Source organism: Bartonella henselae str. Houston-1 (genome assembly GCF_000046705.1).
Taxonomy (GTDB): domain Bacteria; phylum Pseudomonadota; class Alphaproteobacteria; order Rhizobiales; family Rhizobiaceae; genus Bartonella; species Bartonella henselae.
On the sequence record NC_005956.1, the window covers coordinates 1,585,001 to 1,597,233 of the forward strand.

The window sequence follows — 12,233 nt, forward strand, 5'->3', positions numbered from 1 at the left end:
CTTAAAGCAAAAACAAGAGCGTAACAAATCTTCGCAAAAAGAAAACGCCCTCGTCACAATCGCTATATAGTACTCTTTCCTCTAAAGAGTCAATATCATTTCTATAGCTTTCCTAAAAATAAATTAATTCTTCCATAAATTGCAATCAAAAATTGCAATTTAGTGTTATTTTTGGAAAAATACTACCATAAATAGCTTTCTGTCCTTTAACCAAAATACTGCTAAAGAGGGTATCTTTAGCCATAAAATCCAGGAATCATCCGTGCATATTTCGTGCATGTTTATTGTGCGATGTTAAAATCCTTTTTAACGCTGTTGTTGCTCTTCTGCTTTTCTTTGCTATTATGTCCATAGAAAGCCATTGCTTGAGATATAAGGATTTGTTCTTTCTGTAAAATAATCAATTTTTTTAGAAACATTCTAGGCTATGCAAATTTTTCACATTCGATATTTAAAAAAGAGTACAATAAAATTCCATGTGGGATAATAAACAACAAAAAAATGATCCCGGATTGGACCCCGCTCTTGTAGTCAAACGCTTTCTGCCTGATCATCGACAAGTTTCTATCCGTTGGCTTACAGGAACAATTCTCACCGGAATCACTTCCTGCCTTCTTATGGGTATTGCGCTTTTTGCTGCCCTTGATGAACAACAACGTTTAGTAACACCCCCACAATGGTTTACGCCAACAAACCTCCCACAAACACAAAATTCTGATACCAACGGACATAAAGGGGATCGTATTGCTCAAACCCATGCACGGCAAAGTTTCGACAGTAAGCGTCAATTTGAATTGTCAATTCTACAAAAAAAGGGCGATCAAAAAGTTATTCAGACACAAAACTTCGAATGGATTCGAATGGCATTAGCTGAAGAGCGCCCCCAGAAATATAGCTATCCTAAATTTGATGCCTTAAATATTTTTGCTACTGATTCGAAAAATCAAACCGCTCCACCACAAGACACCGGAGAAATTTATGGTGCAAAAGTAGAAACAAAAATAACCCTACGCAACCATAATTTTATCCTTGATCAAGTAAACTTTGATGGCGCAGATACCCTCACAGAGGATGAAGTACAACAAGAATTACAAAAAGCTGGGTTTACTTTGGAAAAAAACCATGAGCTCCTTTCAATTCTCACACTGGTCGACCCTTTGAAACTAGAGGATTTATCCTCTAGCTCCCAATTTACCGATACCCCTGAGGTACGCATCATTCAAGAAAATGTGACCGTCTCCTCTCAAAATCACCGCATTGATCTCACCAAAAACTATGCTGAAGATATTATCCCTATTCATAAAAAACAAAAGATAATCGAAGCTTTTAGAGAAACTAATTATACAAAAGAGCAAATTGAACAGGTTGCAAAAACTTTAGCTTTTTTCAATCATTCCGAAACGCTTAAAGCGGGGAGTCTTCTACGTATTGGCATTGTCACACAAGCGGGAGAAGAAGATCACCTTGTGCGAGCAAGCATCTATCAGGGCATGTATCATGTTCTCACAGTTGCCCTAAATGATGAAGGGCAGTTCGTTGAAAGTACAGAGCCACAAATGTCCCAAGCACTGAAAACCGCTTTTCAAAATGGTATTCCGCATTCTTATGTCAATACAACACAATTACCAACAGTTTATGATGCACTCTATAATGCTATACTAAGTCATAATATGTCACAATCTCTCTCGCAACGTATCATTCGTTTGCTTGCCACCAACGTTGATATGAAAAGTCGTATAACGCCAACCGATCAGCTCGAAATATTTTATGCCGTTCCACAACAAAGCGAGATAGAGAAAAACAACAAAGAAACGCTAAATGGTCAAAAGAGCCAGAAAGCAAAAGAATATCCAACCAATGCAGATCCTGAAATTCGTTATATCAGTGCCACTTTTGGCAATGCAACTTACAAATATTATCGTTACCAATCAAAAGACGGCAGTGTCGATTATTATGATTCAGAAGGAAAAAGTTCCAAACCTTTTTTACTCCGCAAACCCACTCCCAATGGCATTTTTGGCTCCCCCTTTGGACCACGCAAACATCCTATTTTAGGCTATGTCCGTATGCACACAGGCGTTGATTGGGTTGCACCAAAAGGATCACCCATTATTGCTGTAGGAGATGGTATTGTCATAAAAATGGGTGTTAGCGGTGGCTATGGAAACCATACAGAAATTCAACATCCCAATGGATATATCAGCAGTTATTCACACCAAAGTCGTTATGCACCAGATATCAAACCAGGCGTTAAAGTACGGCAAGGACAAATCATTGGATATGTTGGAACAACGGGAATGGCAACCGGTCCTCATTGTCACTTTGAAATTATTGTCAATGGCGTAAAAGTTGATCCCATGCGCATCCGTATACCTGACAGTAAAACCTTAACCAATCAAGATCTACAGGCATTCTTACGCGAAAAAAACAATATTGATTCTTTGCTAAACAGTCCGATGAAACCATCAGAAGATACTTCTTAAACCATACAATGCAAACCTCTTGATCATTGAAAATAAACTATCTTTCTTTGAATCTTTTGCCAAAAAGAAACACTGTAAAAATCTGAGACAACACAAAAGAACGAAGTCTTGGCTTTTAGCGTTTTCTCAACCTTTTTACAAAAGCCTCATTATCGATGATGAGATCTCTCGTTAATTTCTTACTTTTCGAGGCTGATTGCAGCAAAGTGACAAAACTTTTCTGAAGTGCTTCTTGCCATGAGAAACTGATAGGACGGAAAACCTCAACAGGTTTTTAAAGTGAGCACTGCCTTGACGTTCCTTTATCATACGCATCACACCAAGGACACATCTTAGCAAACTTGAAAGAGCAGTGTTTCACCCTCTCCCTCCCCCAAAAGAGAAAGGATAAGAAAATAAAAAAAGGCTGGTAAAAAAAATATTGCTGAACGAAGCGTAAAGGTCATTGATCGTTTCTTAACGGTTGATCAGAATAATAATCCAGCATCCCTTCATTTTAAGAAAGATAAAATTACTCTGGAAATGCTTTGCAAAGGAAGAAAATACCAAAACTTAAACATAAAATCTTTTGCCTTTTTTGCTCTTTACCCATTTTTGTCTTTTATAAATAAAGACATCACTTATATCTTTGACTGATGATTGTTCGCTTATGACACTTAAAAATACCTTTGCTGATGAGAGTGTAAACTGGACAGAAGGAAAATTTCAAAGTTCAATTTATAAGAGTGCCAGCCCCATATTGCGACAACCCTTGGCACTTGAAACAGTTCATAAGAGGCACAATGATGCCTCTTTTTGACTTCTTTCTTCAAGAGTTTTTCCCACACGCCAATTCAGCTTGTAATGTGTCATCGAATAGTTTTTATTGATGGAATATACACAGGTTTGAAGTAAGAGAATCTTAATGTATTCGAAGATTCTCATTCAACATGCGAAACAATGAATTATTATCATAAATCAATGTGTTGCCATGTATGCACTGGTTCTTTATTTAAAATCAAGCATAGGCTTCTTTTGAGGCATTGGGGGTTAATTTGGGCAAAGGAATTACAATTTTTGTTCCTCCCAAAGCAGAAGTTTCAAAAAGCGGTTTTTCACCAAACTGCATACAAAGCTGTTCAACGACCACCCGACCAAGACCTGTTTTTTTCTCTTGCGTTTGATTCTTCATGCCCACACCATTATCTTCCACAATCAGCATCAGTTGCCCATTTTTCTGAGGACCAAATGAGATGTAAATATCACCAGAGCGTTTATCAGGAAAGGCATGTTTTAAGGAGTTTGTCAACAACTCACCAAGAATAATGCCCAATGTCGTCGCATCTCTTGAAGACAATCGGCACTCTTTAAAGTTCGTGTGAATGGTGATATTTTCCCGCAATTCAAGAGGCATTGCCAATTCAACATCATGCACTACCGAACTGAGAAACTCTGCCAATAAAGTTGTTTCCATATCATCACTCAAACGCAAACGACGATGCGCTGTGGAGATTGTCTGGATACGGTCACGTGCTGCACCAAGAACAGAACGCACCTCTTCATTGTCACTGCGATTTAATTGGAGCCCTAGCAAAGAAGAGACCGTACCAAGAGAGTTGCCAATACGATGGCTCACATCTTGCAACAACATTTCAACACGTTGTCGTTCTTTCTCGGCGTGATTGCGTGCTCTTTCCAATTCTTGTGTGCGTTCTTTTACCCGAGCTTCAAGGGCTATATTTTCACTATGAAGCAGCAATTGATACATTTTTAAAGAGCGTACATCACGGTGAAAACGATTAATGACAAAATAGGCCGACATGAAAGTACTCACGACAGAAACAATAGCAGCCAATGTTAAAGCAGCCCGCATCAGTGCGATTCCCTCGCGCTGTTTTTGCCGCACCACATCATCGCCATTAATAAAGCTTGTCATCAATTGCGCTAAACGCGCCACTTGAATTTTTGGGATTTCAGAAGAAGAAGAGGGTTGAGAAGATTGATCAGGAAGCGCATCAAGAGCGCGCATATGGTCATTCATAAAGGCTTTGCGTGCTTCGACCTCTTTTTTAAAAGAAGTAAACCATTCATACCACTGCGGATGTGCGTAAACAATAAGTTCAATATACTCGAGAATATCATCAAGATTACGAGCTGCATGTTCAAAGCGTGCTTTATCTTCTGCCTTGTGGTTTTTTGCATAACTGCGGTCAGCTACGGCCATATCGATCAAACTAATAAGCACCAAATCAGCTTGTTCACGCAATTCTGAACTTGTATTCAACTGTGCAACTTCGCGATCAACGGCGTTTGAGAGTAACAAAATAAAGGCCGAAGCCAACAGAGCCATAACAAGAGAAACAATAATCGCTAACCAACGCCAACGCGATATTATTGCATCAGAAGAGGGTATATGAGGGAGCAAATTCGTCTTTGTTGTCATAGAATTCCCATCGGCGAACCTGAAAATCGTCATTTTTCAGCGCAAAAGAGGGCGCCCTTATGGCATCATAGTGCAGCAAACCCACTGAAGAATTCCTATAAACTTTCTTTATTTTTCCCAAGGGTCACGCTAAACACCATGAATTTCTTTAGATGCTGACTTTACTTTAATAGCTATAAAGGGAATTAAAAAAACAAGGCTCTTAAACATAATTATTGTACTTTTTTAGCCGTTAAATGAACATAATGTGCTCCCAGCCGAATAAGAATCGGGACCATAATCGGATTCACCATCCACTTTGAGGAGTTCCTGTAAACGATTACGCGCTCGGCTTACACGGCTTTTAATTGTTCCAACAGCACAACCACAAATCGCTGCAGCATCTTCATAAGAAAAACCGGATGCACCAATCAGAATAATGGCTTCTCTTTGATCAGCAGAAAGTAGATTTAAGGCTTTTTTAAAATCTTGCAAATCAAGCGACCCATATTGAGGAGGATGAACAGCCACATTTTCACTAAAGACCCCTTCGCTGTCTTGAACTTCTCTGCCCCTTTTGCGCATTTGACTGTAAAATTCATTGCGTAAAATGGTAAAAAGCCAAGCTTTAAGATTGGTTCCCATTTCAAAACTGTCCTGCTTAGCCCATGCTTTCATAAGAGTATCTTGAACCAAATCCTCTGCTTTATCATGCTTGCTGCTTAAAGAAAGTGCAAAAGCCCGCAGAGACGGTAGGATCAGAAGGAGTTCCTGTTTAAAATCTTTCATGCTTTTTGCCATAAAGGATTCAAACCTTTTCCACATTTTTTAAGCCAAATTGCTCTGCTTTCTCCAACCTATCCAAAAGTTCAAGTAAATGAGCAGGCAGTGCTTCTTCCTGAATTTCTAAGTAAAATTGGCGTAATTTCCGTGCTATCTCGCTATTGACACCGAGAAGATCCTCTCCAAACGTAAAATGATTGGTGAGATTTTTTTCATCACGGTCGTTCATTTTTTACCCCCCTAATCCATATAATAAGTAGCAGCTAGAACAATTTTTCGCCTTATAGTTGTAAATATGCTTATCTGTAAAAAGTTCCATACGAACAGAGGAACTTTTTCCTCTGTGAAGGATTTCGATCAACAAAGTGCTTCAAATGTCAAAGGAGTTAGAAATCATGTCATTATCAACGCGCATTGCACCGCATCTCCCTTATCTTAGACGTTTTGCCCGCTCTGTCACAGGCAGCCAAACCTCTGGCGATGCTTATGTCTCAGCGATGTTGGAAGCGCTCATTGCTGATATTTCCATTTTTCCAAGAGCATCATCCAGTGACCGGATTGGTACTTATTGGCTTTTTTGCCATCTTTTTGACCAAACCACGCCTAATATTCCCGAACCAATGCCACAGTTTGGTCTCGAACAAAAAACCAGTGCGAAATTATCGTATCTCACACCACGAGCGCGCCAAGCTTTTTTATTGATTGCTGTTGAAGGATTTAATGAAAAAGAAGCCAGTGAAATTATGAATCTGGATGCGAAAGAGTTCCGTAAGCTCCTCAACCAAGCATCAACGGATATTTCTCAACAAATTGCCACACAGGTTATGATTATTGAAGATGAACCTCTTATTGCAATGGATATTGAGCAAATGGTTGAAAGTCTTGGCCATCAGGTGGTAGGCATAGCCCGAACCCGCAAAGAAGCGGTTGTTATGTATCATAAAGAAAAGCCACGGTTGATTTTGGCTGATATTCAACTAGCCGATAACAGTTCCGGCATTGATGCAGTCAATGACATTTTGCAAAATGATCGTATACCGGTGATTTTTATTACAGCATTTCCTGAAAGATTATTGACCGGAGAGCGTCCAGAACCAACTTTTTTAGTCACTAAACCCTTTAATCCTGATATGGTAAAAGCGCTTATTTCACAGGCTTTATTTTTTAAAGAGAATGCTTCCAAAGCTGCCTAGAAAAGATTACCATCCAGACCATGATTGTTACGCCTATTCCCAAGCCCCCTTTGGAGAGATCACATCTAAGCGCTCTGATGCAAGCGATCCGTGGGGCTGATATTTGTGTTTTATACCAGACAACGAATCTGGTCTATTTATGGGCTGAAAACCTGCCACAGCATCTACACAGCAAATGGCGGATGGGCTGCCGTGACAGTGATTTTTTTTCGCTTGATCTTGCAGACAATATGGAAACCATCAAATTGCAGGTTTTAGCCACAGGTGAAATGCAAACCATTGAAGCACGGTTTGAAGATATGGCCAAACAAGCCATTTGGTATAAATTTTCTATTGATTGCCACCGCAACGATAACGGAGACATTATCGGTATTATCACCACTGGTGTTGATATTTCAGGATTACGCCGCCGTGAGCAAGTGCTAAAAATATTGCTTCGCGAAGTCAGCCACCGTTCTAAAAATCTTCTGGCTATCATTCAAAGTATTGCCAGTCAAACCGCACGCTATACTGAATCGCTTCAAGTTTTCTTACGCAAATTTCAAGGACGCCTCCATTCTCTTTCGCATTCTCAAGACCTGATCACCGCTTCCGATTGGCGTGGCGCCCAATTTCGCGAATTGGTTCATTCGCAAACTTTGGGCTATGTGATGAAAGAAACAGAACGCTTTTCACTGGAAGGGATAGATCCTTATCTGTTTCCCAATGCTGCTTTACATATTGGTTTGGCTTTCCATGAACTCATTGTTAATTCTCTTTCTTTTGGCGCCTTATCACAAGAAAAGGGAAGCGTTTGTGTGCGGTGTGAAGTGCACACAAAAATGAATGGAGCAACACAACTTCTCATCACTTGGAATGAAAGTTTTGCGGCAGAGACTCCTCTCTCTCACCACAAAAAAGCTTGTTTTGGGAGTGCTGTCTTAGAAAAGATTGTCCCTGTTTCTGTCAATGGTTCAGCTTCCCTAAAATTGACCGAAGAAGGAATTATTTATCGCTTGTGGGTCCCTGACAGTTATTTTGACATTTTTTTTTGAAAAAAGCGTTTAAAACACTGCGAAATGAAAAACAAAAGGCTTGCCCGCAGAATTTTCTGAGAACCTTCATTTCTCACAAAAAAGACCTGTTTCCCAACAATCAGCGTCTTGAAAATCAAGCCTCTCGCATTTATCCCATTGAAACGCACACGCAAAACGAGCAAACAGCACTCATGCCCGTAATATCCAATTCAGATAAATATATTACCATAAATTGTTTAAAAATCTATCATTCCACAGCATCATCACCTAGCACATGCCTATTTCTACTCTCATAAGCGGAACATTTCCATTTTTTACCGCTCTTTTTATGATACATCGCTTTCACAAAATCTAAAGATTTATTCCAAAGTACGATTATGAAAGTATAGAACAAGATAAACGATATCTTTTTTATCTTCAGTATTTATTGCATCACATTCTTGTACCTTGTTTTCACCACGATTCTCATCACGGCGCACAAGTGTAAGTCTTTACCTACTCTTTTACCAAATAAGAAAAAAGAGGAAAAAAATATCCACCATCCCACACCGCTAAGACAATAACATCACCACGAATGCTTAAACAGCACTTTTTCATTTAAGCATTTTCCTCTGTCAAAGAGGTTATTCCTCGCCTCAATACGGTTGCTTTATCTCCATCCTAACAAAAGGAACAATATAATATGCCCACTGGAAACCAGCCCATTGGAACAAAGAACCTTTAAGAACGTTTTGCCGTAAGAAAACCGGCAAAAGTGGACAGATTATGTTCCCTAATGCCAACCTCTCATTGAGAAAGTTTTTTATGAATACCCTTATTTTTATTCTCTTAGTGGTTTCATGTACAGATGATTTTAACAGCTGTTATTCTAACAATACAATGGCCACAATCTACCCAACAGCTGAAGCCTGTGAACAAGCCATGATACCCTCCACCAAAAAATTTGCATCTTATGGGCAACAAATCTTCGCGCAATGTACAAAACTCTATACAATCCCACACCGACAAGAAATCAATCTGATCTGGTCTGTGACAAACCGAGGAAATTTCCTGCTGCAAAGCCAAAACATCAGTCATAACATGTCAACAGAAAACGAAACCGATGTCTTAACCACATCATCCCCTCCTCTTCTGCCTTCTCCCTCATAAATTTCTTACATAAATGCCGTTAAAAGCATAAATTCATCGAATGCTCAGAAAACAATCAAAAGAAGAGTGTAGCATGGTAGATAATAAAGGCAACGAATCTTCGCTCAATACACAAAGCTCTATGCAAACCTACACCGACAAGAAGTCAATCTGATCTGGTCTGTGACAAACCCACGCAATGTCTTTCTGCAAAGCCAAAACATCAATCATAACATATCAACAGAAAACAAGGCAGATGTCTTGACCACATCATCCCCTCTCTCGCATCCCTCCCCATAAACTTCTTGCATAAATGCCCTTAAAAGCATAAATCCATCAAACGCCCAGAAAACAATCAAAAGAAGAGTGTAGTATGGTGGATAATAAGCAGATTCAACCTTCAAAAGACCATTGTGGAGAGCAATGTGCACTGCCTCAAGAGCTCCCTTTAGACCCTGCTGTAGAGCGCGTCAGAAAAAAGCTTATGCGTTTCATGATTATTTCCATTTCAATAACGCTCATGATGACTCTTGCTGTCTTATTTTTAGTTGTCTACAAAATACTCGCGACGAGATCAACACCCAAACACCCTCCCCAATTTTCCTCTCATAATAGAAATCCAGAAGTTGCTTACCACACACTCTCTTTACCGAAAGGAACACAAATTCTGTCGCAAAGTCTTTCGAAACACAATATTGTGTTGAAAGTCTTAATGCCAGACGATCACATAAAATTTATGGTTTACAATTATCATACCGGCACACTTATTGCTGTTCTTTCTGTTGAAACAACACGATCCAATATCGTCCCCCAGCCCCGTTAACAAAACACCACTACCACGTACCCTTAAACAGTGTTCTTTTGTTTCAACATTTTTCTTGGCCAAAGAGATTACTACAAGAGACTGATTCGGTTTTCTCTCTATGTCTGCCCCCAAGCTAAAGACAAAAATGCATCTTTTTCTATCTAAGTAGAACACCATTTTGAAAAGTTTCTGATGTTCTCCTTAAAAGTTCAAAATATGCAAAATCACAGGATGTTTCTTAACAAAAAATGCACACCACACTGATATTAAACCAGCAACATCCCCCATAAGCGCTTAAAGAGCACTCTTTCATTTTAACATTTTCGTCAGCCCAAAAGATTACGACTCCGACAACGATTTGGTTTTCTGTGTATTTTTGTACTCAAGTACGGCAAAGATGCATTCTTTTTCTCCCCGTACAACGGCCATTTTCTGATGTTTCCCATAAAAGCCTAAAATGGGAAAATTCAAAGGGATGATTCTCCTTGAGCTTTACAGTGCACCGACGTGAAGGTCGACGTGTTTTTTTGACAGGTTCAAGCTTTTCTTCCAAAGCACAACGCACTTGGTCCATTTTTTCATTTGGCAAAGCACTTGCCTCTAACTCGTCATTATAGGCATATTCATTCTGGATTTCTGCCTGTTGATCCTTCCCATTTTTTTGTGGCTGTGTTTGTGACACATCGAATCACAGTGGAGGACAGTGTCTTTTTTTGCATCTTCTGCATTTATTTCACTTCATTCTTGCGCGTTATTTTCATCGCGATTTTCATCACGGCAAACAGATTGCGGCATCTGCTCAACCTTTCTCCTCTCAATGATAATAAGAACGCAACCAAACATCGCCCCCCCCAGCCCCGTTAATACGGCAACACCACCACGGACCCTTAAATAGTGTTTTTTATTTAAACATTTTCCTCTGCCGAAGAGGTTACTACCCGACGACGACGTGGTTTTTTCTGTATTTCTGCACCCAATACAGGCAAAGACGCATCTTTTTCTGTCCGTACATCATTCTTTTCTGATGTTGCTAGTGACAGTTCAAGAGATGATTCCTCTTTAACACGGACAGTACGCCGGCGTGAAGGCCGCCGTATTTTTTTGACAGGTTCAGGCTTTTCTTCCAAAACGCATTGCGCTTGGTCGGTTTTTTCATCTGACAAAGCACTTGCCTCTAAGACCTCATTACAGGCATATTCATTTTGGATTTCTGCCTGTCGATCCTTCCCATTTTTTCGCGGCTGTGTTTGTGACACATCGATATCACAGTGGACGACAGTGTCTTTTTTTGCATCTTCTGCATTTATTTCACCGCATTCTTGCGCGTTGTTTTCATCGCGATTTTCATCACGGCGAACAGATTGTGGCGTTTGCCCCACCGCTGCGAGAATAATACGCAAGTAGTGTTCAGCATGTTGCAGATAATTCTCTGACATAACACGATCACCAGCACCCTGTGCATCACGCGCAAGACTTATATATTTATCGGCAATTTGCTGAGCATTTCCGCGAATCTTAACATCCGGACCGCTACTTTCATAATTCCGAGACAACGGATTAGGGCCGCGACGATTATTATTGCTATTACCATTGTTGTTATTATTGCGACCGCGTGCCCGTCTATTTTGTTGTGGCCTCATCTTTATCCCTTTTGGAGTGTTTGTATGTCTTAATGACTCTTCCTCATCGCATTACTTTTTCATAATGCTGATCATGTTAGAAATACGGTTATCAGGCTATCGGCGTTTATTTCACTCAAATGATAATACCTACTGATATTTGATAAAGCATATATTTTTTGAAAATCACAAAAACAGCAGGGAAACCATAAGCCTAAAATTCCCTATTTCTCTGCTAACCAGCAGAAACCTAGTGATGTTCACATAAAATGCCAAGTGTTTTTTTTAAAATAGACCATATTTTACTAAAAAAATAACCATCTTGTGGGGAAATGATGAAAAATGAGAACAAACATACGATACTCCTGGCGTAAAAAACACTTTTGCCAGAAAAAATATCTGTTTCTCTTTTTCTCTAAAACCATCGGTCTTAAAAAACCGATAATTTCTACCTTTCGCGCACTTAGCTTACAAGCACTTTTACCCCCCGAAGTTATTGCACGAACATACTAATTCTATAAGCATAGCCTGTCTTTCTTGCCAAAGCAACCCCCCTATGAAATTCTTAAGCGATACTTCCGCTTTACAAGACATTTTGATATCTATATCATAAGGATATAGATGAACAGAAAGCATTATTCAAGTACTATAACCATCATTGGATCTCTTTTCTGGCCAAAGCGGGCCTAAAACACTGTAAATTTTTCAGTTTGATGATTTAAGCGAATTGGATCTATAATTAGAGAACAAGTTCAGCAAAAAAGCAAAAAAAAAACGATAGGGCTTTTAAGAAAGAAACGAGCAA

The 12,233-nt window shown here is 39.5% G+C and carries 11 protein-coding genes; 6 read left to right on the forward strand and 5 right to left on the reverse strand.

What is annotated here, in order from left to right:
• Positions 1–476 precede the first annotated feature (476 nt).
• Positions 477–2,483, forward strand: coding sequence for a M23 family metallopeptidase (locus AYT27_RS07050; RefSeq protein ID WP_011181160.1), 2,007 nt, complete (start codon positions 477–479; stop codon positions 2,481–2,483).
• 649 nt (positions 2,484–3,132) lie between these two features.
• Positions 3,133–3,282, forward strand: coding sequence for a hypothetical protein (locus AYT27_RS08845; protein ID WP_155245597.1), 150 nt, complete (start codon positions 3,133–3,135; stop codon positions 3,280–3,282).
• Between the two features lie 198 nt (positions 3,283–3,480).
• Here AYT27_RS08845 and AYT27_RS07055 read toward each other — a convergent pair whose 3' ends face one another.
• The 3 genes from AYT27_RS07055 to AYT27_RS07065 form a co-directional block, all read right to left on the reverse strand.
• The gene (locus tag AYT27_RS07055; protein WP_034448230.1) at positions 3,481–4,905 is read right to left on the reverse strand and encodes a sensor histidine kinase; all 1,425 of its coding nucleotides are present in this window, start codon (positions 4,903–4,905) and stop codon (positions 3,481–3,483) included.
• Positions 4,906–5,130: 225 nt separating this feature from the next.
• Complete coding sequence (locus AYT27_RS07060) at positions 5,131–5,685, reverse strand: RNA polymerase sigma factor (protein WP_011181162.1); 555 nt, start codon at positions 5,683–5,685, stop codon at positions 5,131–5,133.
• A gap of 7 nt (positions 5,686–5,692) precedes the next feature.
• Positions 5,693–5,896, reverse strand: a complete 204-nt coding sequence (locus tag AYT27_RS07065) for a NepR family anti-sigma factor (protein WP_011181163.1) — start codon at positions 5,894–5,896, stop codon at positions 5,693–5,695.
• A gap of 166 nt (positions 5,897–6,062) precedes the next feature.
• Between AYT27_RS07065 and AYT27_RS07070 the strand changes: the two genes are divergently transcribed.
• The 4 genes from AYT27_RS07070 (at position 6,063) to AYT27_RS07095 (ending at position 9,827) form a co-directional block, all read left to right on the forward strand.
• On the forward strand, positions 6,063–6,860 hold the full coding sequence (locus tag AYT27_RS07070; protein ID WP_011181164.1) for a response regulator: 798 nt from the start codon (positions 6,063–6,065) through the stop codon (positions 6,858–6,860).
• A gap of 20 nt (positions 6,861–6,880) precedes the next feature.
• A complete protein-coding gene (locus AYT27_RS07075) occupies positions 6,881–7,894 on the forward strand; it encodes a sensor histidine kinase (protein WP_011181165.1) in 1,014 nt (337 codons plus the stop codon).
• Positions 7,895–8,680: 786 nt separating this feature from the next.
• Positions 8,681–9,025 (forward strand): hypothetical protein, encoded by a 345-nt coding sequence (locus tag AYT27_RS07085; protein WP_034448236.1) that lies wholly within the window; start codon positions 8,681–8,683, stop codon positions 9,023–9,025.
• A 352-nt stretch (positions 9,026–9,377) separates the two neighbouring features.
• Positions 9,378–9,827: a hypothetical protein gene (locus AYT27_RS07095; protein ID WP_011181167.1), complete on the forward strand. Its 450-nt coding sequence runs from the start codon at positions 9,378–9,380 to the stop codon at positions 9,825–9,827.
• Positions 9,828–10,191: 364 nt separating this feature from the next.
• On the opposite strand, the gene AYT27_RS07100 is transcribed toward AYT27_RS07095, so the two are convergent.
• Entirely contained in the window at positions 10,192–10,491 is a 300-nt protein-coding gene (locus AYT27_RS07100; RefSeq protein ID WP_049784556.1) for a hypothetical protein, read from the reverse strand.
• 223 nt (positions 10,492–10,714) lie between these two features.
• On the reverse strand, positions 10,715–11,449 hold the full coding sequence (locus tag AYT27_RS07105) for a DUF4167 domain-containing protein (protein ID WP_011181168.1): 735 nt from the start codon (positions 11,447–11,449) through the stop codon (positions 10,715–10,717).
• Positions 11,450–12,233 lie beyond the last annotated feature (784 nt).

Bases quoted from the DNA above. Each gene is read 5' to 3' on its own strand.
- AYT27_RS07050 (WP_011181160.1), top strand. From the start codon at position 477: ATGTGGGATAATAAACAACAAAAAAATGATCCCGGATTGGACCCCGCT.
- AYT27_RS08845 (WP_155245597.1), top strand. From the start codon at position 3,133: ATGACACTTAAAAATACCTTTGCTGATGAGAGTGTAAACTGGACAGAA.
- AYT27_RS07055 (WP_034448230.1), bottom strand. From the start codon at position 4,905: ATGACAACAAAGACGAATTTGCTCCCTCATATACCCTCTTCTGATGCA.
- AYT27_RS07060 (WP_011181162.1), bottom strand. From the start codon at position 5,685: ATGGCAAAAAGCATGAAAGATTTTAAACAGGAACTCCTTCTGATCCTA.
- AYT27_RS07065 (WP_011181163.1), bottom strand. From the start codon at position 5,896: ATGAACGACCGTGATGAAAAAAATCTCACCAATCATTTTACGTTTGGA.
- AYT27_RS07070 (WP_011181164.1), top strand. From the start codon at position 6,063: ATGTCATTATCAACGCGCATTGCACCGCATCTCCCTTATCTTAGACGT.
- AYT27_RS07075 (WP_011181165.1), top strand. From the start codon at position 6,881: ATGATTGTTACGCCTATTCCCAAGCCCCCTTTGGAGAGATCACATCTA.
- AYT27_RS07085 (WP_034448236.1), top strand. From the start codon at position 8,681: ATGAATACCCTTATTTTTATTCTCTTAGTGGTTTCATGTACAGATGAT.
- AYT27_RS07095 (WP_011181167.1), top strand. From the start codon at position 9,378: ATGGTGGATAATAAGCAGATTCAACCTTCAAAAGACCATTGTGGAGAG.
- AYT27_RS07105 (WP_011181168.1), bottom strand. From the start codon at position 11,449: ATGAGGCCACAACAAAATAGACGGGCACGCGGTCGCAATAATAACAAC.